This window comes from Novosphingobium sp. P6W (assembly GCF_000876675.2).
GTDB lineage: Bacteria > Pseudomonadota > Alphaproteobacteria > Sphingomonadales > Sphingomonadaceae > Novosphingobium.
The window spans coordinates 183,407-206,289 of sequence record NZ_CP030353.1; the positions used below are offsets into that span (position 1 = coordinate 183,407).

General features: G+C 65.4%; 13 protein-coding genes and 1 pseudogene. 8 read left to right on the forward strand and 6 right to left on the reverse strand.

The window, feature by feature from the left end; translation table 11 throughout:
- Positions 1 to 2: 2 nt before the first annotated feature.
- The gene (locus TQ38_RS17310; protein ID WP_043974945.1) at positions 3 to 1,070 is read right to left on the reverse strand and encodes a YeiH family protein; all 1,068 of its coding nucleotides are present in this window, start codon (positions 1,068 to 1,070) and stop codon (positions 3 to 5) included.
- 162 nt (positions 1,071 to 1,232) lie between these two features.
- Here TQ38_RS17310 and TQ38_RS17315 point away from each other — a divergent pair, with 162 nt between their 5' ends.
- Positions 1,233 to 2,513 (forward strand): MFS transporter, encoded by a 1,281-nt coding sequence (locus TQ38_RS17315; protein ID WP_043974948.1) that lies wholly within the window; start codon positions 1,233 to 1,235, stop codon positions 2,511 to 2,513.
- Positions 2,514 to 2,785: 272 nt separating this feature from the next.
- On the opposite strand, the pseudogene istB reads toward TQ38_RS17315, so the two are convergent.
- The 3 genes and pseudogenes from istB to TQ38_RS17330 all read right to left on the reverse strand — a co-directional run bounded on the left by istB (position 2,786) and on the right by TQ38_RS17330 (position 8,084).
- Positions 2,786 to 3,625: pseudogene (gene istB / locus TQ38_RS17320) on the reverse strand (IS21-like element helper ATPase IstB).
- Positions 3,622 to 5,097: an IS21 family transposase gene (gene istA, locus TQ38_RS17325; protein WP_043974950.1), complete on the reverse strand. Its 1,476-nt coding sequence runs from the start codon at positions 5,095 to 5,097 to the stop codon at positions 3,622 to 3,624. Before istA ends, istB begins: the two are co-directional and overlap by 4 nt.
- Positions 5,098 to 5,777: 680 nt before the next feature.
- Positions 5,778 to 8,084: a TonB-dependent receptor gene (locus TQ38_RS17330; RefSeq protein ID WP_043974951.1), complete on the reverse strand. Its 2,307-nt coding sequence runs from the start codon at positions 8,082 to 8,084 to the stop codon at positions 5,778 to 5,780.
- Positions 8,085 to 8,254: 170 nt separating this feature from the next.
- Here TQ38_RS17330 and TQ38_RS17335 point away from each other — a divergent pair, with 170 nt between their 5' ends.
- The 4 genes from TQ38_RS17335 to TQ38_RS17350 are packed head-to-tail and all read left to right on the forward strand — an operon-like array spanning position 8,255 to position 13,246.
- A complete protein-coding gene (locus tag TQ38_RS17335) occupies positions 8,255 to 10,246 on the forward strand; it encodes an alpha-glucosidase (protein ID WP_113941985.1) in 1,992 nt (663 codons plus the stop codon).
- Positions 10,243 to 11,259 (forward strand): LacI family DNA-binding transcriptional regulator, encoded by a 1,017-nt coding sequence (locus TQ38_RS17340; RefSeq protein ID WP_043974952.1) that lies wholly within the window; start codon positions 10,243 to 10,245, stop codon positions 11,257 to 11,259. Before TQ38_RS17335 ends, TQ38_RS17340 begins: the two co-directional genes overlap by 4 nt.
- 11 nt (positions 11,260 to 11,270) lie before the next feature.
- Positions 11,271 to 12,179, forward strand: coding sequence for an aldo/keto reductase family oxidoreductase (locus TQ38_RS17345; protein ID WP_043974954.1), 909 nt, complete (start codon positions 11,271 to 11,273; stop codon positions 12,177 to 12,179).
- Positions 12,176 to 13,246, forward strand: coding sequence for an LLM class flavin-dependent oxidoreductase (locus TQ38_RS17350; protein ID WP_043974956.1), 1,071 nt, complete (start codon positions 12,176 to 12,178; stop codon positions 13,244 to 13,246). The genes TQ38_RS17345 and TQ38_RS17350 overlap by 4 nt, the downstream gene beginning before the upstream one ends.
- A gap of 82 nt (positions 13,247 to 13,328) precedes the next feature.
- On the opposite strand, the gene TQ38_RS17355 is transcribed toward TQ38_RS17350, so the two are convergent.
- Entirely contained in the window at positions 13,329 to 15,281 is a 1,953-nt protein-coding gene (locus TQ38_RS17355) for a PAS domain-containing sensor histidine kinase (RefSeq protein ID WP_043974958.1), read from the reverse strand.
- A gap of 237 nt (positions 15,282 to 15,518) precedes the next feature.
- On the opposite strand from TQ38_RS17355, the gene TQ38_RS17360 reads away from it, so the two are divergent.
- From TQ38_RS17360 to TQ38_RS17370, 3 genes are read left to right on the forward strand one after another with little or no spacing between them, the layout of a single operon-like run.
- Positions 15,519 to 15,941, forward strand: a complete 423-nt coding sequence (locus TQ38_RS17360; protein ID WP_240198119.1) for a hypothetical protein — start codon at positions 15,519 to 15,521, stop codon at positions 15,939 to 15,941.
- Positions 15,938 to 18,769, forward strand: coding sequence for a response regulator (locus tag TQ38_RS17365; protein ID WP_043974960.1), 2,832 nt, complete (start codon positions 15,938 to 15,940; stop codon positions 18,767 to 18,769). The genes TQ38_RS17360 and TQ38_RS17365 overlap by 4 nt, the downstream gene beginning before the upstream one ends.
- Complete coding sequence (locus TQ38_RS17370) at positions 18,766 to 19,695, forward strand: diguanylate cyclase (protein WP_043974962.1); 930 nt, start codon at positions 18,766 to 18,768, stop codon at positions 19,693 to 19,695. Before TQ38_RS17365 ends, TQ38_RS17370 begins: the two co-directional genes overlap by 4 nt.
- Positions 19,696 to 19,742: 47 nt before the next feature.
- Here the strand turns inward: TQ38_RS17370 and TQ38_RS17375 are convergent, their stop codons facing one another.
- Positions 19,743 to 22,880: a CusA/CzcA family heavy metal efflux RND transporter gene (locus tag TQ38_RS17375; protein WP_162792395.1), complete on the reverse strand. Its 3,138-nt coding sequence runs from the start codon at positions 22,878 to 22,880 to the stop codon at positions 19,743 to 19,745.
- Positions 22,881 to 22,883 lie beyond the last annotated feature (3 nt).

Sequence of the window (22,883 nt, forward strand, 5' to 3'; positions counted from 1 at the left end):
TCTCAAAGGATCAGCATGCTGAACGCGCAGGCCACCACCAGGGATGCCAGCGTCGCCGCAACGACCGGCATAGCCGCGCGCCAGCCCATCTGCATTACAAGGTCGAGGCGCGAACGCATCGCCGTGGCCGTCACCGCCAGCAGCAGCAGCGCCTTGGACAGGGTCAGCGTGGCATGGACCACCACCTGCGGCACCGTGACCAGCGAATTGACCACGACCACTGCCAGGAACAGGGTGATGAACCAGGGCATCGCCAGCTTCCTGATCCAGTGCCGCCCGGCCGCATCCTCGTCCGCCACCATGACCGAGACGATCGCCACCACCGGCGCCAGCAGCGCCACGCGCGACAATTTTACGATGGTGGCATAGCTGCCCGCGACATCGGAATAGGCGTAGCCGCCGCCGATCGCCTGCGCGACGTCGTGGATCGATGCGCCGATCAGGAAGCCTGCCTGCCGGTCGTCAAGGTGGAGCAGCCCCGCCAGCGGAGGATAGAACGACATAGCCAGCGCCGAAGCGAGCGAGATAACCACCAGCGTCAGGGCGAACTGCGCCTGGCTGACCCGCTTCGGTCCCAGCACGCCGAACAGCGCCAGCGCCGCCGAAGCGCCGCAGATCGCGGTCGCCCCGCCGGCCAGCAGCCCGATCGCGGTGGAGGCACCGTTCAGCCGGGCCACCACCAGCGCCGTGCCCATAGCGGCGGCCATCACTGTCAGCAGCGCCAAGAACGGCACCGGGCCAAGATCGCCGATCTGCGCGATGGTTACTTGCGTGCCCAGCACCACGATGCCCCAGCGCAGGCATGCCTTGGATACGAAATCGAGGCCGGGATGAGTGCGCACTTCGCTGGTGACGAAGTTCAGCGACAGCCCGATCAGCAGGCCCATCAGGATGATCGGCGCGCCGTAATGCTCGGAAAGCCAGGCAGCGGCGATGCTCGCGATTCCGCAGATGGCGAGGCCGGGCCATAGCAGCTTCCATTCCTCCAGCCGCTTGCGCGGTGCAGAAACGGCGTCCTGCTCTACCAGGAACATTTCGCCATAAAGGTCGCCGGCGTGATCTGTGCTCACCTGTGCTCGTCTCCCGACTGCATCCTTCGCGATGAAGATGCTTGCTGTCTGTCCTGCGGTGTCATATCGACCTGTATGGCCATGCGCACGGCGGAGCAAGAGCTTTGCGCGCGGATGGCAATGAATTGTCGCCGATGAAGCGACAGGCTATGGGAGAGCTGAATGACGTTGCACGAACCGCAGGGCGCCGCGCCCCCGCCCGCCCCATCGCTTGCGGAAGCCTCAGCAGATCCCGCCGCCATTCGCGCGCAGAACGTGTTGATCGGGCTGATCTTCCTGGCAACCGCGCTGAACTACGTCGACAGGCAGGTTCTGGCGCTGCTTAAGCCCATGCTGGAGGCCGAATTCAACTGGACCGACCAGCAGTTCGCCCACCTCGGCTCGATCTTCCAGCTGGCCGCCGCCGCCTCGCTGCTGGGCGTGGGCTGGTTCGTCGACCGGTTCGGCGTGCGCTTCGCCTATGGCTTTGCCGTGGCGGTGTGGAGCCTGGCCGGCATGGCCCATGCGCTGGCCGCCAGCGTGCAGCAATTCGTGATCGCCCGCGCGGTCCTGGCCACGGCAGAATCGGTCAATACCCCCGCCGCGATGAAGACCGCCGCGATCTACCTGCCGATCCAGCGCCGCTCCATCGGCATCGGCATCATCAACACCGCGCCCAACATCGGCGCCATCATCACCCCCCTGCTGATCCCGCCCTTCGCCATCGCCTTCGGCTGGAAAGCGGCGTTCCTGGTTACCGGCGCGCTGGGCCTGCTGTGGCTGGCCGCATGGCATTTCAACACCGCGAAACTCAAGCCCATCGCCGGGCAGACCGCCACCACGCGCGGCAAGGTGGAGTGGGGCGTGATCCTTTCCGACCGGCGCACCTGGACCGTGATCGGCGCCAAGGCGTTCACCGATCTGGTTTGGTGGTTCGTGCTGTTCTGGACGCCTGACTTCTTCTCACGCCAGTTCAGCCTCAGCCAGGGCGCGCTCGGCTGGCCGATCGCGATCATCTTCACCCTTGCCGCTCTGGGCGCGGTGAGCAGCGGCGCCCTTTACCCGGCTCTCCTGCTGCGCGGCCTCTCTGTGAACGCCGCCCGCAAGAGCGCGATGCTGGCCTTTGCGCTGATCGTGCTGGTCATGCCGCTTGCGCTCATCGCGTCCAACCCGTGGGTCGCGGCGATCTGCATCGGCATGGGCCTGTTCGCGCACCAGGGCTTCTCGACCAACATCTTCGGCATGGCGACCGAGATCATCCCCTCGCGCCGGATCGCCACGGTCATCGCGCTGGGCGCCATCGGCGGCAACCTGACGGGAACCGGGATCATCGAATTCGCCGGCTGGTCGCTGGATTCGGGGCTGGGATACGGGCCGCTTTTCGTCGTCTGCGGATCGGCCTATCTCGTAGCTCTGGCGTTCATCCACCTGATGCAGCCGAAGCTGGCAACGGCGACCGACTGACCCACTCCGTCATTGCGAGCACGCAGAAGCAACCCAGGGCGGCGTAGATCGCTCTGGGTTGCTTCGCTATGTCCGCAATGACGATCGTGTTCGGAGGCGGATCATACCGCCCTGCCCCATAAATCTCGCAGGCACGCCCCCGCATCCGCCGGCGAACGCGGGATAACGCCAGGTATGGCGCGACAATCAGGATCGGAAGGCCCGTCGATCAGGATAAGAATCCGAGATCGCGTTGTTGCCATTGTGTTCTTGTTGATTGACGCTGGCAAGCGTTATGTTTGGGGTTGATTGTCGCGGCGCGACAGCAGGCTGCTGTCGTTGATTGTCGCGCGGCTCGGCGGTCGTCCGGGGCCCTCCTGTTTGCGCTGTATGGCGGTGCGCCGCCGGTAACTGTCGACGTTCATTTCGAAGATGGTGGAGTGGTGAACGATGCGGTCCACAGCGGCGAGCGTCATGGCGGGATCCGGAAAGACCCGCGACCAGTCGCCAAATGGCTGGTTTGCAGTGATGAGGGTGGAGCGCCGCTCATATCGAGCGCTGATGAGCTCGAACAAGACGGAGGTTTCTGCCTGATCCTTGCTGACGTAGGCGAGATCATCCAGAATCAGCAGGTGGTATTTGTCGAGCTTGGCGATCGCGCTTTCCAGCGACAGTTCGCGGCGGGCGATCTGGAGTTTCTGAACCAGATCGGAAGTACGGGTAAACAGTGTGCGCCATCCGTTTTCGATCAAGGCCAAGCCGATGGCGAACGCAAGATGCGTTTTGCCGCCGCCAGGCCCCCCGATGAGGATGAGATTGGCCCCGCTATCGATCCAGCTGTCACCAGCACAGATTGCCATGACATGGGCCTTGGAGACCATCGGCACCGCATCGAAGTCGAAGCTGTCGAGGGTTTTGCCGGGCAGAAGCCTGGCCTCAGCCAGATGGCGCTCAATCCGCCGTCGGTCGCGTTCGGCGATCTAGTGCTCAGCCAGGGTGGCCAGGAACCGGGCGGCCGGCCATCCCTCCTTGTCGGACTGCGCGGCGATCATGGGCCAATGGTGCTTGATGGCGGGCAAGCGCAGATCGTTGAGGATCAGCTTCAGCCGTGCGGCGTCTACGGTCTGGTTCATGCCGCCACCTCGAACTGGTTGCCCAGCAACACGTCATAGTCATCGAGGGGCGCGAGCCGGACGACGACGCCGGGCAGCGCCGCCGGGTCGGGGGCAAAGCGGGCCCGCAGCAATGACATGTCGGGCAAGCGCGCGGCGTCGAGTTCGATCGCCAGAACCGCGGCGAGTTCGGCCTCGCAGCCTCGGTCATGGGCTAGGCTCAGGATATCGACCATCAGCCGGCACGCCGGTTTCTCGGCCATGCTCTCGATGAGCCGGTCGAAGGTCAGGCGATAGGCGTCACGCGGAAACAGCTGTGCGCGATAAACGAGATTGAGCAACGCCATCGGCTTGCGTCGCAGCGAATGGATGACATGGCGATAGTCGACGACATGGCCATGCTTGCCGCTGCTGTCGGCACGACCACGCTCCAGCGTCATGAGCCAAGTGGCGCCGACCAGGACGTCGAGACGGTCATCATACAGTCTGACGCGCAAGCGATGGCCGATGAGGCGGGACGGTACGGTGTAGAACACCTTCTTGAGGGTGAAGGCGCTCGACGAGGTGACGGTCACGATCGTCTCCTCGAAGTCGCAGCTGCGCCCTGGAGGCAGCGGGTGCAAAGCCGCCCGCTCGGTCTCGATGTGCCGGGTGATGCGGGCATTCTTGCGGCTGACGATCTCATCGATGAAGGCACGGTATGCCCCAAGATCGCTGAAGTCGCTGGTTCCGCGCAGCAGCAGAGCATCCTTGATGGCGCTCTTGAAATGGCCATGCGGGCTTTCGATCGAACCGTTTTCGTGCGCGACACCGCGATTGTTGCGCGTCGGTTCCATGCCATAGTCGGCGCATAGCGCATCGTATCGCCGGGTCAGATCCTCGCGAGCGTCCCGGTCGAGATTGCGGAACGCAGCCGACAAGCTGTCGCTACGATGTTCACGCGGGACGCCGCCCAACGACCATAAGGCGTTCTGCAAACCTTCCGCCAGGGCGACGAAGCTCTCCCCGCCCAGGACGACATGCGCATGCTCGAAGCCGCTGTAGGCAAGGCGGAAGTGGTAGAAGCGGTGATCCAGCGGCAGACCGGCGACCGTGACGGTCTGGGCACCAAGATCGCCCATCTCGGTAAAGTCGGACAGTCCCATGCGCCCAGGTTCGTGGATCTGGCGGAAGATGACCTCCTGCTCGGCGCCATAAAGCGCCCGCCAAGCGCGGATGCGCCGTTCAAGCGTCCGGCGCACGCCCGGATCCAGGCTGGGATGGCGGCGCTGCAGCTCTTCGAAAATGCCGACTGACCGCAGCCCCGGCGCAGCCTTGAGCATCGGCACCACCTCGGCGTCGAAAATGTCGACCAGAGGATCCGGACGCCGGCGCTCTCGCACCTTCCTGACCGGTACGGTCGGTTCCGCCCCCTCGAGCAAATATGCCGTTGCGATACTAAATGATGCTTTCGCCGCTGCAACCGCAACGCCACCTGTCTGTCTGGCCTTCATGTAGAGCTTCCTTTGGTGATCGGTGATGTGGCGGCCGGGCAATGGTCAGATCCCCTCTAAAAGAGATCCATCCTTACCCGACCCAGCGCGATCACCGACGACAGCTCCCCATGATAGGGCACCAAAGTCGCCATTTTCTGAGGCTGCTGCCTCCGTTCGGGCTTCGCCCTCCCGGAGGCAGCAGCCTCAGAAAGCTTTCTTATCCTGATTGACGGAGATTCTTATCGTGATTGTCGCGCGGCAGCCAGGGAAATTCAGCGGACGGGTATGGCCGGCGCTGGGGCCGCCAGCATCAGGCGACATGCTTGTCGAGCTTGCCTGTGAATTGCGAACGGCCGGAGAGGGGCAAACCTCAAAAACTCTCAGGCACGGCCCTGTGGTGCGCGGGGATGGCGGGTCGGGCTCGCTCCCCTGCCGCCTGTCCCGGGGGCATACCCCCGTTTTCATCCACGCATCCGATTGCAGCTTGTCCGGTCCACCACCGGGCGCCGACCATGTGCGGAAAGCATGAAGTGTCAGCTACACACTCCCCGCCCCGCCGCTATGTCGACCGAAATCGACGACGCAGCATATAACCCATTTGGTTATCAAAGTCAATCACGCAAAAAGAAGCCCCGGCGGGGAGGAGGTCCGCCGGGGCTTCTCTACGAGCCTTCAGCTGAGGGTGTTTGCGCCCACCCTCAGTTGAAGCGCGCCCGCAAGTTGAGGCCTGCGTAACGGTCGGCATCGCGCGGGATCATCAGGCGCTGGCCGGCAGTCGTGTTGAGCAGCACGTAGCTGTCATCCAGCAGGTTCCTGACCATGAAGGTCAGGCGGTACTTGTCTTCCGAATCCGACACGCCGACGCTGGCGTTCCAGATGCCGTAAGGATCGATTTCGCCGCTCTCGCCAAGGTCGGAGAACTGCTTAGAGACATGGTGCCAGTCGCTCGACAGGTAGAGCTTCACCGGGCCGGCATCGACATCATAGTCGGCGCCAAGGGTGTAGCTGAACTTGGGAGCCAGCGGCAGGCGGGTGCCGTCGCGGGCGTCCGGCGCATTGGTGAGCGGGTTCGGGTTGAACCGGCGAACCTTGGCATCGGCATAGGCGGCGTTGGCGCGGAAGGTCAGGCCCGAAGTAGGCGCGAAGGTCGCATCGACCTCGAAGCCCTTCGAACGCACGGTGCCTGCATTGGTCAGGTTGGTGACAACCGCGCCGTTGAGCAGGACGAAGTTGTTCGCCTGGAAGCCCTTGTAATCGACCAGGAATGCAGTGGCGTTGACCTGCAGCATGCGGCCGAAGAACTGGCTCTTCACGCCGGCTTCGAAGCTGTTCGACTTTTCAGGATCGATCGGCTGCGAGTTGGTCGGCGCGGTGTGGTTGAAGAAGACGTTGAACGCCGGTCCCTTGTAGCCGCGCGTGTAGCTGCCGTAGAGCATCACGTCGTCGGCGACGTTGTACTGCAGCACAGCCTTGCCCGAGAAGTTGTCGGCGCTGGTGCTGCCGCGCGAGGTGTTGGTGCCGTTGCCGCCCGAAGCGATGGTGCCGCCGGCGCCCACGCCCGAAAGTCCGGCGCCGGTTGCGGGAAGGCCCGTGGTCGCATTCACGGCAGGCGCGCGGGTGTGGACGTAGCTCACGCTGTCATGCGTGAAGCGGCCGCCCAGCGTCAGGCGCAGCTGCGGGGTGAACTCATACGTGCTCTGCCCGAAGATCGCCCAGTTGCGGAACGACACGTCGCTGCGCGAAGAGGCGGTTGGGAACAGGGTATTGACCGTGTCCGACAGGTTGCACGGCCGAGCGCCCGTGACAGGATCGATGGGCGAGGTCGACGTGGCGCAGGTCACGTCGCTGCGGGTGAAGTCCTGCGTGTTCTTCGAATACCACAGGAAGCCGCCGACCTGATAGGTAAGCGCTTGATTCTGCGGTGAAGCCAGGCGGACTTCGGCTGAAACCTGATCGGTTTCAACCGTACCGCGGTCATGCAACTGCGGAGTACCAACAAGCGCGCGGGGCAGGAAGTCGCCGTCGCGGATTTCGGTGTTCTTCCAGTTGCGATAGCCGGTGACGATGCTGAGCGTGTGATCCGCGAAAGTGTCGATGTCGGCGCTGGCGGTGAAGCTGTACTGGCGGTCGAGCGAGCGGGTGACGAGGTTTTGGTTGACCTTGCGGGTGTCTTCGCCCTGCGGCGTGATACCCAGTTCACGGTCCAGCACGGCGCCGCGCGATACGCCGGTGACTTCGGCGCAGCAATCGTCGTTGGCTTTGAAGTAGTCCGCGATCAGGCGCAGGCGGCCGCCGTTGCCGTCATAATCGATCAGGCCGCGTGCGCCGTAGTGCTCGTAACCATTAACGGTCTTGTCGACCGCGATGTTCTTCAGGTTGCCGTCGAACGTGCCGTAGAACCCGGTGACGCGCGCCGTCAGGTCCTGCGCGATCGGGCCGGACAGGGTCATCTTGGCGCGGTATTCGTCGTCGGTGGTGCCCGAAACGTTGGCTTCGGCTTCAAAATCCTTGGTGCCGCCCTTGGAAACGATGTTGACGAGGCCAGCCGACGCGTTCTTGCCGAACAGCGTGCCCTGCGGGCCGCGAAGCACTTCGAGACGATCGAAATCGACGAGGTCGAGAAACGACTGGCCCGAGCGGCTCAGCACGATGCCGTCGACAACGGTGGACACACTGGGCTCTGCCGCGACCGAGAAACTGATGGTGCCGACGCCGCGCATCACGATGGCGCTGTTGGCGTTGGTCGTGCCCTTGCGGAAGGTCACCGAGGGAACAATCGAGGTGATGTCCTCAAGGCTTTTGGCGCCGGCGCGGGCCATGGCATCGCCGGTAACCGCGCTGATGGCGATCGGAACATCCTGGATGTTCTGCTTAACCTTCTGCGCAGTAACGATAATTTCTTCGACCTGGGCAAAAGCAGGCGAAGCCGCTGCCAGTGCGAACACGGACGCAGAAAATGCGAATGCCGCGCGCTTGACCATACCGTTGGAATTTTCCGAAATCATGACTCTCCCCTCCTCAATCGGGATCGATCCGAAGTTTTCACCTCAGGTCGTCCTGTTGGTTGGTTGCCCTCTTGATCGGGTCCAGCATTTCTGTCAAGCGGTGTCATATCGGACAGGGCGAATGCGCCGTCGAGTGCTGCACATCGGGCACAGATAGGGAGTTTAGGATCGTGGCGCTGACCTTCAGCATTCAGGAGCATGGTTTCGCCTGCCATCTGGCCGGACGCGAAGTTCTGTGCAGCACGCCCCAACGCCCCGCTTTTTCGGTCGCCAGCGGGCAGCCGGAGGTGCGCATGGTGCGCGGAAACTTCGAGATCAGCGATGCGCCGACCGGGCGCGTGGCGCTTGGCGCCGCGCGCATGGACGGGGACGATCTGCTGGTGTCCGAGGCCCTCGATAGCCCGCCTTTGCTGCGGCTGAGCGCCAAGGGCGATTCGCTACGGGTCCATGCGCTGGCTGCAGGCCATGACCGCGTATGGATCGAACTGACCGCCCAGCCCGGCGAGCATGTATGGGGCGGCGGGGAGCAGATGAGCTACCTCGACCTGTCCGGCCGCCGCTTCCCGATCTGGACCAGCGAACCCGGCGTGGGCCGCGACAAGTCTACCGAGCTGACCCGCCTGATGGACGAGCAAGGCATGGCCGGCGGCGATTACTGGTGGACCAATTACCCCCAGCCCACCTTCCTGTCCTCGCGCCTTTACGCCTGCCACTTGTCCAGCAGCGCCTATTCCGTGCTCGATTTCACCGATGCAGCGCGCCACGGGATCGAAGTGTGGGAAGGCAGCTTCACCCTCGAATTCTTCGCCGCAGATGAGATCGCGGCGCTGGTCGGCACTCTTTCCACCCGCTTCGGCCGCCAGCCCGCCCTGCCCGACTGGGCGATCGGCGGCGCGATCGTCGGCCTGAAGGAAGGCGACGCCAGTTTCGCCCGGCTCGACCGGATCATCGAAGCCGGCGCCGAGGTCAGCGGGCTGTGGTGCGAGGACTGGATCGGCATTCGCCAGACCACTTTCGGGCGCCGCCTGTTCTGGGACTGGTCGTGGAACGAGGCGCGGTATCCGGACCTTCCCGCCCGTATTGCTGCATTGAAAGAGCGCGGCATTCGCTTCCTCGGCTACGTGAACCCCTACCTCGCCAATGACGGCGTGCAGTATCAGGAGGCGCTCGCGGGCGGGCACCTGGCGCTGCGGCAGGACAGCGACGAACCCTACCTCGTCGATTTTGGCGAGTTCGACTGCGGCGTGGTGGACTTCACTAACCCGGCCAGCCTCGACTGGTTTGCAGAGCGTGTGATCGGGCGCGAGATGCTGGACTTTGGCCTGTCCGGCTGGATGGCGGATTTCGGCGAATACCTGCCGGTAGACCTGCGCCTGCACGATGGCAGCGATCCGATGCTGCTGCACAACCGCTGGCCCGTGCTCTGGGCCGAGGCCAATGCCCGCGCCATCGCATCGCGCGGAAAGACCGGCGAGGCGGTGTTCTTCATGCGCGCCGGATTCTCGGGCGTGCAGGCGTTTTGTCCGCTGCTGTGGGCTGGGGACCAGTCGGTCGACTTCACCCGGCACGACGGCATCAATACCGTGCTGACCGCCGCGCTTTCGGCGGGGCTGGTCGGCAATGCCTATTCGCACAGCGACGTGGGCGGCTATACCAGCCTGCACGGCAATGTGCGCACGCCGGACCTCATCAAGCGTTGGTGCGAACTGGGCGCGTTTTCGCCGGTGATGCGCAGCCATGAAGGCAACCGCCCCGATGACAACCTGCAGATCGATTCTTCGGACGACCTGCTCGCTTCCTTCGCTGCAATGTCGCGCGTTCATGCCGCGCTGGCGCCTTATGTGCGCCATCTCAGCGACGAGGCGGTAGCGACCGGTCTGCCGGTACAGCGCCCGCTGTTCCTGCATTACTTCGAAGAAGCCCTGTTCGCGGTGCAGGACCAGTACCTCTACGGCGCGGACATGCTGGTCGCGCCGGTGGTGGAAGCGGATGCGGCGGCCCGCAGCGTGATCTTGCCGGGTGATATGCCTTGGCGTCACTTGTGGTCGGGCGAGGACTTCGCGCCGGGCACGCACATCGTCGATGCGCCTTACGGCCAGCCGCCGGTATTCTACCTGCCCTCCAGCGCCTTCACGCCGCTGTTTGCCACGTTGAAGGCATGAGCGAACGTTCCAACATCAAGGACGTCTCCGCGCTGGCGGGCGTTTCGGTGAAGACCGTCAGCCGCGTGCTGAACGGCCACCGCTACGTCGCGGGTGACACCAAGGAGCGCGTCGAAAAGGCGATGCGCGACCTCGATTTCCGTCCCAGCGTGGCCGCGCGCATCCTGGCGGGCACCAAGTCCGGCCAGATCGCGCTGATCTACGACAACCACAGCCCTTATTACATGAACCAGATCCAGATGGGCTGCTGGGAAGGCTGCAACCAGGCGGGAATGCGCCTGCTGGCCCAACCGGTGGACGTGACGGACGCCACCGTGGGCGATCAGGTGCGCGGGCTGGTCACCGAAACCCATGTCGACGGCATCATCCTGTCTTCTCCCGTGACCGACTGCGTGGCCGTGCTGCAGGCGCTGGAGGGCATGGACATACCCTTCGTGCGCATTTCGCCGGGCACCAACCACGCGATGACCTCCTCGGTCTTCATGGACGACGCGCAGGCCGCGGACGACATGACGACATACCTCATCAACAAGGGTCACCGGCGGATCGGGTTCGTGCGCGGCCACCCGAACCACATGGCTTCCGAGGAGCGCCTGTTCGGCTATCGCCGCGCGCTGGACCGGGCGGGCATCGCTTTCGAGCCGGCGCTGGTCGCCCCTGGTGAGTTCGATTTCGACAGCGGGGTGGCTGCCGCGCATCGGTTTCTGAAATCGGCGCCGCGCCCCACCGCGATCTTCGCCAGTAACGACGACATGGCCGCCGGCATCCTCTCTGTCGCGCACGACATGGGCCTGGATGTGCCGGGCGATCTTTCGGTCGCGGGCTTCGACGATACCACGCTGGCCCGCATGGTCTGGCCCCAGCTCACCACCATCCACCAGCCGACGCGCGAACTGGCGCGCGCGGCTACGCAGCTTCTGCTGGACGGCGTCCACCTGACGCACCGAAGGCTCCCCCACGACCTGGTCGAACGCGCATCGGTTGCCGCGATCAATCCCGATTTTCTCTCCTGACAGGACATTCCATGACGTATCTGCCTTCCCCCGAAGCCCTCCGCCCGCTCGGTAAGAGCGGCATCATGGTATCCCCCCTTGCCTGGGGTAACTGGCGGCTGTGCGGCGACGATGTGCCCGCCGTGGTCAAGCTGCTTCACGCCGCGCTCGACGCCGGGATCAACCTGATCGACACTGCCGACATCTACGGCCCCGACAACAACGAGGCGTTCGGCGCATCGGAAGCGCTGCTGGGCCGCGCGCTGGCCAGCGAACCGGGCCTTCGCGAAAAGCTGGTGATCGCCACCAAGGGCGGCATTTCGATGGGCGTGCCTTACAATTCCAGCGCCGGCTACCTCACCTCGGCCATCGACGCTTCACTCGCCCGCCTCGGCACCGACACCGTCGAGCTGTGGCAGATCCACCGTCCCGACATCCTGACGCACCCTTCGGAAATCGCAAAAGCCATCGAGGAAGCACATAAAGCGGGCAAGATCCGCAGCTTCGGCGTCTCCAACTTCACCGCCGCCCAGATCGCTACGTTGCAGCAGTTCATGACGCTGCCGATCGTATCTACCCAGCCGGAACTCTCGGCCCTCAAGCTCGCCCCGATCGAGAACGGCGAACTGGACCAGGCGATCGCCATGGACATGGCCGTCATGGCATGGTCCCCGCTGGGCGGCGGACGCATCGCCGCTCCCAAGGACGAGCGCGCACTGGCCGTCGCGGCCGAGCTGGACGCGGTGGCAGAGGAATTCGGCGTGTCGCGCACGGCGGCTGCCTATAGCTGGATCATGGCGCACCCGGCCCGCGCCATCCCCATCGTCGGATCACAAAAGGCCGAGCGGATCGCGGAAAGCGCCGATGCACTCAAGGTCCGCTGGACCCGGGCGCGTTGGTACGCGGTACTGGTCGCCGCAAAAGGAGAGTCCCTGCCATGATTGATAGCAAGACCTGCGAGGTAAGCTGGTTTTCGGCGCTGTGCGACGATGACTACGAATTTCTCGGCCAGCCCGATCCCATGCTGGCGTCCAGTTGGGAGCATTGCCGCAACATCGTGATGCAGGCCGAAAAGGGCGGGTTCGACAACATCCTGCTGCCATCGGGCTATGCGCTGGGGATCGACACCACCATGTTCGCGGGCGCCATCGCCCCGATGACGGAGACGATCCGTCTGCTCTGGGCGCTGCGCATGGGTGAGGACTGGCCGCCGCAGCTGGCCCGCCGCATCGCCACGCTCGACCGTATCCTGGGTGGGCGCCTGACGGTGAACATCATCTCATCCGACCTGCCGGGCGAGAAACTGGACAGCCGCGCGCGTTACCAGCGCACGCTGGAAGTAATGCAGATCCTCAAGATCATGCTGAACGGCGAGCATCTCAAGTACGAGGGCGAGTTCTACAACCTCGACCTGCCCCCTGCCCGGATCTCGACGGTTTCGGGCAAGTGTCCGCCGCTCTACTTCGGCGGCCTGTCCGAAGATGCGCGCGAAGCGGCGGCCAAGGCCTGCGACGTGTACCTGATGTGGCCCGACACCATGGACAAGGTGCGCGAAACCATCGCCGACATGACCGCGCGCGCCGCCAAGTACGGCCGCACCCTGAAGTTCGGCTACCGCGCCCACGTGATCGTGCGCGAAACCGAGGACGAAGCGCGGGTCTATGCCGACCGGCTGCTGTCCAAGCTGGACGACGAAGCCGGCGAGGCGATCCGCAAGAAGTCGCTCGACAGCGCCAGTGTCGGCGTGACCCGGCAGGCGGAACTGCGCGGCGCGGCGGGCGGCGACGGTTTCGTCGAGGACAACCTGTGGACCGGCATCGGCCGTGCCCGCTCGGGCTGCGGCGCGGCGATCGTCGGCGATCCCGATCAGGTGCTGGCCAAGCTGCGCGCCTATCAAGACGAGGGCATCGATGCCTTCATCCTGTCAGGCTATCCCCATGCGGCGGAAGCGGACCTGTTCGCGCGGCATGTGCTGCCGCAGATCAACCACGCTCCTCTGGTGCTCTGACAGCCTTGCCACTTTCGCCGTTGCGGGTACGCTCGCAATGGCGAAAGTGGCAGGCACCCACCACGTCACCCGGCCTATGTGCCTATGTGCGGGAGCGGAACGCCACTACCTCGCCCGAGGCCGGCGGCGGCACGATTTCCCCAATCGCGGCGGAAAGTTCGTCCTGGCGGAACGGCTTGGCGAGCCGGCGATAATGCAGTCGCACCCCGGCCGGCAGATCCGCATATCCCGATATCATCAGGATCGGCAGGTCCGGCCACCCGGCCCGCACCGCGTCCGCCAGTTCGGCGCCGGTCATCTGCGGCATCGCATAGTCGGTGACGAGCAGGTCCACGGCGGTCCGGCCAAGTATCTGGAGCGCCTGCGCGCCCGATGCCGCCTGCAGCACGGTATGGCCCAGATCGGACAGCATCGCCGCCGTGTTGAGCAGGACGATGTCGTCATCGTCCACCGCAAGCACGGTCATCGCCTTGATCCGGCCGGCCGGTGTAGCCGCTTCCGGTGCCTCGGCGGCAGCCCCCTCGGCAAGCGCCACAGGCAGCCACAAGGTGACCGCCGTGCCTTGGCCCGGGGTGCTTTTCAAGGTCGCCTTGCCGCCGAACTGCTCGGCCATGCCCACCACCATCGACAGCCCCAGCCCGGTGCCCTTGCCGATGCCCTTGGTGGTGAAGAACGGCTCCACGGACTTCTCCAAAGTGGCTGCATCCATGCCCGCGCCCTCGTCCGCCACGGTCAGGCAGACGTAGTCGCCAGGCGCAAGGCCGTGCTGGACACGGCTCTGCGCGCGGGTGGCGGAGATCAGGATCCGGCCCCCGTCCGGCATCGCATCGCGGGCATTCACCGCCAGGTTCAGCAGCCCCAGTTCAAGCTGGGCGGGATCGGCCCTCACGGTTTGCAGGGTCAGCGGGAACTGCGTGTCGACGGTCACGCCCGAACCGATCGTGCGTTCCAGCAAGTCCGCCATGCCGCGCACCAGCGCGGTCAGGTCCACCGCTTCCAGACGCAGGTCCTGCCTGCGCGCGAAGGCGAGCATGCGCTGGGTCAGCGTCGCTCCGCGCTGCGCCGCTTCCATGATGTTGTCGAGGAAGCGGGTGATGTCCTGCCCCTGGCTCATCCTGCGCCGGGCGAGGTCCGCGCTGCCGACGATGGCGGCAAGCAGGTTGTTGAAATCGTGGGCAACACCGCCGGTCAGCTGGCCGATTGCCTCCATTTTCTGCGATTGGTAAAAGGCTTGCTGGGCCTGTTCCAGCGCCTGCTGCGCGCGCTTGCGCTCTGTCAGGTCGCGGGTGATCTTGGCAAAGCCGACAAGATCGCCATTGTCGCCCCGGACCGGATCGATGACCACGCTGGCCCAGAATTTCGTTCCGTCCTTGCGCAGCCGCCAGCCTTCGGCCTCGAAGCGGCCGGCGTTCAGCGCAGTGGACAGCGCCCGGGCTGGCACCCCGGCGGCACGGTCCTCGTCAAGGTAGAAGCGCGAGAAATGCTGGCCGATGATCTCTTCGGCCCGGTATCCCTTGAAGCGTTCGGCCCCGGCATTCCAGCTGGTGACAAGGCCGTCCGGGTCGAGCATGTAGATCGCATAGTCGGTCACGCTCTGCACCAGCAGGCGGAAGCGTTCCTCGCTGCGGCGCAGTTCCTCGTCAGCTTTGCGCCGCTCGGTCAGGTCGCGCGTGACTTTGGCGAAGCCGATCAACTGCCCGCCGGAATCGCGAACCGGGTCGATCACGACATTGGCCCAGAACCGGCTGCCGTCCTTGCGCAGTCGCCAGCCCTCGGCCTCGAAGTTCCCTTCGGAGGCGGCGGTCTGCAAGGCGCGTTCGGGAATCCCGGCCGCGCGGTCGCCCTCGCCATAGAAGCGGGAGAAATGCTGGCCGATGATTTCGTCCGGCTTGTAGCCCTTGAAACGCTCCGCCCCGGCATTCCAGCTGGTGACGATGCCGGTGGGGTCAAGCATGTAGATGGCGTAGTCGGTCACGCTCTGGACGAGCAGTTCGAAACGGCGTTCTACGGCGGTTGCCTGATTCTCGACTTGCATGCCCCTTACCCCCTCCGCCTCAGATCAGCCCGCCCACGCCTCGCGATAGCTGAATCGAGGCCAGCACGCCAGCGATCCGCCATCGTCATGGCTGCCACCATCGCCGTGCGCTATACTTGCGGCTTAGGCCTGCCCGCGCCGCGGCTTTGTAATGGATACCACGGCATCGCCAGTAACTGGGGAAATTTTACTCAGTATTAACCCTTCAAAAACCGTTATTGCGCGATAAACGGATGCATGAATTGGCCTGCCCTGACTAGACGATCCGACCTTCCGCCGCTCGCTTCCGCCAGGGCGGCGGGCGATGCCGATCCCGCAATCCCTGCGGTGCGCGGCAAGTTCGCGGACTTTCTGCCCGCCGCCCTGCTGCTCCTGATCGGCCTGTGCGGTCTGGGAATGGCGTGGGTTAACACCGGGCAGCCTTCAAGCCAGTATCTGGTCATGGCGCCGCCGGGATCGACGCTGGGCCAGACCGTCCGCCTCATCCGTGCGGCCGATGGCGGGCTGGCGGCCAAGGCGCTGTTTTCCAATCTTGTCATCGCAGATTCCACGCAGCCGGACTTCCCGGCCTCAGCGCGCAAGGCCGGGGCCTGGCTGGCAGTGCCGGTCCCTGCGCGGGCCGGATGCGCGCTTCCTTCATCTCCGGAGAATACCTTGTGAACGTGGAACTGGACACGCTGCGCCTGCACTTCGGGCGCTTTCTGGTAGCGCTTTTTTGGGCCCACGTTCCCCTCCTTGCCATGGTCGCGGTGCTGACCGGGCATTCGCCCATCGCCGCCGGGCTGGCCGGGGCCGTGCTCGCGGGCAGCTATCACTGGCTCTGGCGCAGCCGGGGCATAGCGCCCGCCACGCGCTATCTTTCCGCCATCGCCCTGATGGGAGAGCCGGCGATCCTGCTTGTCCTGCTGCGCGGCCATAGCTGGCAGATGGACATGCACATGTACTTCTTCGCCATGCTGGCGCTGACGATCGCCTGGTGCGACCGGCGCGCGATCCTCACCGCCGCAGCGGCAGTGGCGCTGCATCACCTGCTGCTGCTCTACCTGCTGCCCTATGCGGTATTCCCCGGCGAGGGCAATCTGGGCCGGGTCATCCTCCATGCCGCCATCGTCGTGTTTCAGGCCGCCGTGCTGGTTTGGCTGAGCGACCGACTGGCCGAGAGCTTCGAGCGCAACCAGCGCATGGGCGCGGAAATCCTCGCCAAGAACGAAGCGCTGGAGGAACGCACTCACGAAGCGGAAGAAGCCAACCGCGCCAAGAGCCTGTTCCTGGCCAACATGAGCCACGAAATCCGCACCCCGATGAACGCGATCCTGGGGTTCTGCCACCTTGTCGCGCGGACCGACCTCGACGCGCGGCAGAAGGACTATGTCGGCAAGATCAACCACGCCGGTGTCTCGCTGCTGCGGCTCATCAACGACATCCTCGACTTTTCCAAGAACGAGGCAGGCAAGCTGACGCTGGAAGCGCACCTCTTCGACGTGCGCGGCGCCATCCGCAATCAGGTCCAGCTCGTCGCCGCCGATGCCGAGGCGAACGGCGTTAAGGTGGTGACCCAGATCGCGGGCGAGGTGCCTCACCGCCTCGCGGGCGATGAGATGCGCTTCAACCAGGTCGTGCTCAACCTGCTCAGCAACGCAGTGAAGTTCTCCGAAGGCGGGACGGTGACGATCCTGCTGGATGTCGGCGCCCAGCAGGACGACCAGATCATGGTGCAGCTGGCGGTACGCGATACCGGCATCGGCATGACCGCCGAGCAGCAGGCCGCGCTGTTCAACTCCTTCACCCAGGCCGACAGTTCGACGACGCGGCGCTTCGGCGGCACTGGCCTGGGCCTTGCGATCTGCCGCCAGATCGTGGAGCAGATGGGCGGCAGCATCCGGGTCGACAGCGCCCCCGGCCAGGGCAGCACCTTCACCTGCCGCATGTGCATGTCGCTGGACGACGAGGCCGATGCCGCCCAGCTTCACGTGCCTGCGCAGGTCCGCGGCCTGCGCATCCTGGCAGCGGACGACAATCCCGCCTCCCGCCAGATCATGCAGGACATATTCTCGGGCTGGGACCTGCCGCTGGACCTCGTGGCCTCGGGCGACGAGGCGCTGGGCGCGGTTGGCGCGGCGGACGATGCCGGAAAGCCATACGACCTCGTGCTGCTGGACTGGAAGATGCCCGGCATGGACGGGATGCAGACGGTGGAGGCAATGCATGGTGCGGTCTACAAGGGCGCCCGCCCGCGCACGATCATCATCACCGCCTACGGCGCCGACGATTTCGTGATGGGCCCGGGCAGCGCGGAAGTGGCCGCCTTCCTGACCAAACCCGTGGTGCCGCGAACCTTGCTCGACACGATCGCCGAGATTGTCTCGTCCAACGCCGCGTCGGTGCAGCCTGACGCTCCGGCCGCAGAGACGGTGCCGATGGTCGCCCCGCACCTGCGCGGTCTGCGCCTGCTGCTGGTTGAGGACAACGAGATCAACCGCGAGATCGCCACCGAACTGCTGGTCGACGCCGGGCTTCAGGTAGACATCGCCGAGAACGGCCGCATCGCCTGCGAGCGCGTGCGCGATCACGGCGAGACCTATGCGGGCGTGCTGATGGACGTCCAGATGCCCGAAATGGACGGCGTCAGTGCGACCAGGGTGATCCGCGAAAGCTGGCCAGCGGACCGGCTCCCGATCATCGCCATGACCGCCCACGCCTATGAGGAAGAAAAGCAGCGCTGCTTCGCCGCCGGCATGAACGACCACATCGCCAAACCGGTAGACCCGGCCATGCTGATGCGCACGCTGGACCGCTGGCTGAAGGCGGAGCGCCCCAGTGTTACGCCCGCACCGCCCGCGCCCCCGAAACCGCAAGGCGCGGTGCTGCCTGATACGCTGCCGCCCTTCGGCCTTCAGGCCGCCCTGCTGCGCGTCAACGGCAAGGCATCGCTGCTGCACAAGCTGATCGTCACCTTCGCCGCGACTTATGCAGATGCCCCGGATGAACTGCGCGGCCAGATCGCATCAGGCCTGCTGCCCGACGCCCGGCGCCTTGCGCACAGCCTGAAGGGCGTTGCCGGATCGCTGGAGCTTCCCGCGCTTCAGGACGCCGCTTCGAACCTCGAACGACTGCTGGCGGCCGGTGAGACCGAGCAGGCAGGCAGCGCGATCGCCGAATTGCAGGTCCACCTGCACCCCGCCATCACCGCTGCGCGCAGCCTGACCGGCGGCTCCGCACAAACGGCGCCCGTCGCTGCCCCCGCGCTGGACCCACAAGCGGCGCAGCGCACGCGGGCGGAACTGCGCGAACTGGTGGTGCGCCGCAGCCTGGGCGCGCGGGCAGGCTTCACCCGTTTTGCCCAGGCAATCGGCCTGTCCGAGGAAGAACGCGCCCGCCACGGCGTGTTCCAGGCGCTGGAAAAGCTGGACTATGGCGCCGCCCTCACCCTGATCGACGCCGAGGAAGCCGACATGCGCCTTGCCGACCCTGAAGGAGCCACCTCGTGACCAGGGCCACCATCCTGATCGTCGACGACGAGATTTCGAACATCGAGATCATGAACGCCGTGCTGGAGGACGACTACGAAGTCTGCTTTTCCACCTCCGGCGAACAGGCGCTGGAAACGGCGCGGACCACCCTGCCCGACCTCGTGCTGCTGGACGTGCTGATGCCGGGGATCGACGGCTTCGAGGTCTGCCACCAGTTGAAGGCCGATCCGCTGCTGGCCGACATCCCGGTGATCTTTACCACCGGACTGGGCGATACGGCGGACGAGATGCGCGGCCTGTCACTGGGCGCGATCGACTATGTGACCAAGCCCATCCAGCCCGCGATCCTGCGCGCCCGCGTGGGCAACCATGTGGAACTCAAGCGCCTGCGCGACCAGCTCGCCAGCATGGCCGTAACCGATGCGCTGACCGGCCTCAGCAACCGCCGTCAGCTGGAAAAGGCGCTGCACACCGAGACCGCCCGTCTTGCCCGCACCGGGGACTGGCTTTCGGTCATCATGATCGACATCGATTTCTTCAAGCAGTTCAACGATACGTACGGCCACCCCGCCGGGGACCTCTGCATCTCGATGGTGGCTTCTGCCCTGACCCGGGCGGTCAAGCGCGCCTCGGACATCTCGGCCCGCTATGGCGGCGAGGAATTCGCCTGCATCCTGCCCGGCGCCGACCCGCATGGGGCCGAACTGGTGGCCCAGGAGATCAAGCTGCAGGTCCAGTCGCTCAACATTCCGCACGAACGCTCGCAGATCAGCCCCTTCATCACCGTCAGCATCGGCGTGGCCAGCGCCCGGTGCCTGCCCGGCATGGCGGCGGACCAGTGGATCGGCCACGCCGACCGGCAACTCTACCAGAGCAAGCACGGCGGCCGAAACCGGATCACCGTGGCCGAATTCGACAACAGCGCCGAATTTTGCCCGACCTGAACGCCTGGCCCGGCGCCTCTCTGCGCGGGAAGCACCGGGCAGGACCGTCAGGTAGCCGGTGCCTCACCGCTGCGGCGATGCACCAGCCGGTAGAGCGCGGGCAGCACCAGCAGCGTCAGGATCGTGGATGAGACGATGCCGCCGATCACCACGGTCGCCAGTGGCCGCTGCACTTCGGCGCCCGCGCCGACGTTGAAGGCCATCGGCACGAAGCCCAGCGAGGCGACCAGCGCAGTCATCAGCACCGGGCGCAGACGGCTGAGCGCGCCCTGACGCACGGCGTCTTCCAGCGCTGCCCCGCCTGCGCGCAGTTCGCGGATGAAGGCCAGCATGACCACGCCGTTGAGCACCGCGACGCCGGACAGGGCGATGAAGCCCACCCCCGCCGAGATCGAAAGCGGCAGCCCGCGCAGCAGCAGCGCGGCAACGCCCCCGCTCAGCGCCAGCGGGACGCCAGAGAAGACGATGCCCGCATCCCTGGCCGAACGGAACAGCGCGAACAGCAGGCCGAAGATCAGCAGCATCACCGCCGGCACCACCAGCCGCAGCCGCTGCGCCGCTGAGATCAGCTGTTCGAACGTGCCGCCATAGCTGATCCAGTACCCTGCTGGCACCTCCACCTCGCCGCCGACTTTCGCCTGCAGTTCCTCGATGAACGAACCGAGATCGCGGCCGCGCACGTTCGCCGTCACCACCACGCGGCGCTTGCCGTCCTCGCGGCTGATCTGGTTCGGGCCGATCACCACTTCCACTTTGGCCACATCCTGCAGGGGGACGAACCCGCGCGCACCTTCCCCGATGGCCGGCAAGGGCACACGCAGGCGGCCGATCTCGTCGGCTCGCTCGCGGATGTTCTCAGGCAGGCGCACGATGATCGGGAAACGGCGGTCGCCTTCGAAGACCTGCCCCGCCTGCGTGCCCCCGATCGAGATCGAGACGACATCCTGGACATCGCCGACATTGAGCCCGAGCCGCGCCAGCGCCGCCCGGTCCGGCGTGATCTGCAGCACCGGCAAGCCGGTCACCTGCTCCACGCTGACGTCGGCGGCGCCTTCGATGCCGCCGGCGACCTTCTCGATGCGCTGGCCCAGTTCGTGCAGCGTGTCGATATCATCCCCGAACACCTTGATTGCCACATCCGCGCGGACGCCCGAAAGCAGTTCGTTGAAGCGCATCTGGATCGGCTGGGTGAACTCGTAATTGTTGCCGGGGATGGTCTCGGCCGCCTTCTGCATCTCGGCGACGAGCTGCGTCTTGGGCTTGCGCGGGTCCGGCCATTCGCTGCGGTCCTTGAGCAGGACGAAGGTATCCGCGACCGAAGGCGGCATGGGATCGGTGGCCACTTCCGCCGTGCCGATCTTGGCCACCACCCGCTCCACTTCGGGAAAGCGCTTCAGCCGCGCTTCCAGCGCCGATTGCATCCGTACCGCCTGGGTCAGGCTGGTGCCGGGAATGCGCAGGGCGTGCAGCGCGATGTCGCCTTCATCGAGGTTCGGGATGAATTCCGAGCCCATCCGCGTGGTGGCAAAGCCCGCCAGCACGAACAGCCCGGCCGCGATCCCGACCATGGCCTTCGACCGGGACAGGGCAAAGCCAAGCGCCGGTTCGTAAAAGCGGCGCGCGCGCACCATGATCGCGCTTTCCTTCTCCTCGACCTTGCCGGTGACGAACAGCGCCACCGCCGCCGGTACGAAGGTCAGCGACAGGACCAGCGCGCCGCTTAGCGCCATGACGACTGTGATCGCCATGGGGTGGAACATCTTGCCCTCCACGCCGGTCAGCGCAAAGATCGGCACGTAGACCAGCGCGATGATGAGCACCCCGAACAGCGAGGGGCGGATCACTTCCGAAGTCGCCGAGGCGGCAAGGCCGAAGCGCTCCTCCCGCGACAGTAGCCCGCCCTTGCGGTGCTGCGCCTCGCCGAAGCGGCTGAGGCAGTTCTCGACGATGATGACCGCGCCGTCGACGATCAGGCCGAAGTCCAGCGCCCCAAGGCTCATCAGGTTGCCCGAAACGCCGCCCCGCACCATGCCGGTGATGGTCATCAGCATGGTGACTGGAATGACGGCCGCCGTAATCAACGCCGCGCGCACGTTGCCCAGCAGCAGGAACAGCACGACGATGACCAGCAGCGCCCCTTCCAGCAGGTTCTTCTCGACCGTCCAGATGGCTCGTTCGACCAGATTGGTGCGGTCGTAGATCGGCTTGGCGACTACGCCCGAAGGCAACGCCTTTGCCGCCACCGCAAGGCGCTCTGCCGAAGCCTTCGAGACGACGCGGCTGTTCTCTCCCGCCAGCATGAAGACGGTGCCGAGCACCACTTCCCTGCCGTCCTCGGTCGCTGCGCCGGTGCGCAGTTCCTCGCCCATGCCGACGTCGGCGATGTCGGCCACGCGGATCGGAATGCCGCCGCGTGCGGTGACGATGATGCCCTTGAGGTCGTCTATCCCCGCTGCCTGTCCCGGCACGCGGACAAGGTATTGCTCGCCGTACCGTTCGATATAGCCGCCGCCGACATTGGCGTTATTGCGCTCAAGCGCCTGCACCACGTCGCCCAGCGTCAGGCCATAGGCGGAGAGGCGTTCGGGCAGCGGGGCGACGTGGTACTGCCGCTCGAAACCGCCGATGGAGTTCACTTCGGTGACGCCCGGCGTATTGCGCAGCTGCGGGCGGATCACCCAGTCCTGCAGCGTGCGCAGGTCTTCGGGCGTATAGGCCGAACCGTCCGCCTTGCGGGCGCCGGGTTTGGCCTCCACCGTGTACATGAAAATTTCGCCCAGACCCGTGGCGATCGGCCCCATTTCGGGTTCGACCCCTGAGGGAAGCTGCGAACGCGCACTTTGCAGGCGTTCATTGATGAGCTGGCGCGCAAAGTAGATATCGGTGCCATCGGCAAACACCGCCGTCACCTGGCTGAGTCCATAGCGCGAGACGGAACGGGTATATTGCAGCCCCGGCAGACCGGCGATGGCCGTTTCCACCGGAAAGGTGATGCGCTGCTCGGATTCCAGCGGAGAGAAGCCTTCCGCCTCGCTGTTGATCTGGACCTGGACGTTGGTGATATCGGGCGTGGCATCGATGCGCAGGGCATTGAAGCTCCACACGCCAAGCGCGCACAGCACCAGGACCGTGCCCATGACTGCCCAGCGAAAGCGGATGGCAGCGGCGATGATGCGCTCCAGCAGAGG

Bases quoted from the DNA above. Each gene is read 5' to 3' on its own strand.
- TQ38_RS17330 (WP_043974951.1), bottom strand. From the start codon at position 8,084: ATGATTTCGGAAAATTCCAACGGTATGGTCAAGCGCGCGGCATTCGCA.
- TQ38_RS17350 (WP_043974956.1), top strand. From the start codon at position 12,176: ATGATTGATAGCAAGACCTGCGAGGTAAGCTGGTTTTCGGCGCTGTGC.
- TQ38_RS17355 (WP_043974958.1), bottom strand. From the start codon at position 15,281: ATGCAAGTCGAGAATCAGGCAACCGCCGTAGAACGCCGTTTCGAACTG.
- TQ38_RS17345 (WP_043974954.1), top strand. From the start codon at position 11,271: ATGACGTATCTGCCTTCCCCCGAAGCCCTCCGCCCGCTCGGTAAGAGC.
- istA (WP_043974950.1), bottom strand. From the start codon at position 5,097: ATGAAGGCCAGACAGACAGGTGGCGTTGCGGTTGCAGCGGCGAAAGCA.
- TQ38_RS17340 (WP_043974952.1), top strand. From the start codon at position 10,243: ATGAGCGAACGTTCCAACATCAAGGACGTCTCCGCGCTGGCGGGCGTT.
- TQ38_RS17315 (WP_043974948.1), top strand. From the start codon at position 1,233: ATGACGTTGCACGAACCGCAGGGCGCCGCGCCCCCGCCCGCCCCATCG.
- TQ38_RS17360 (WP_240198119.1), top strand. From the start codon at position 15,519: ATGAATTGGCCTGCCCTGACTAGACGATCCGACCTTCCGCCGCTCGCT.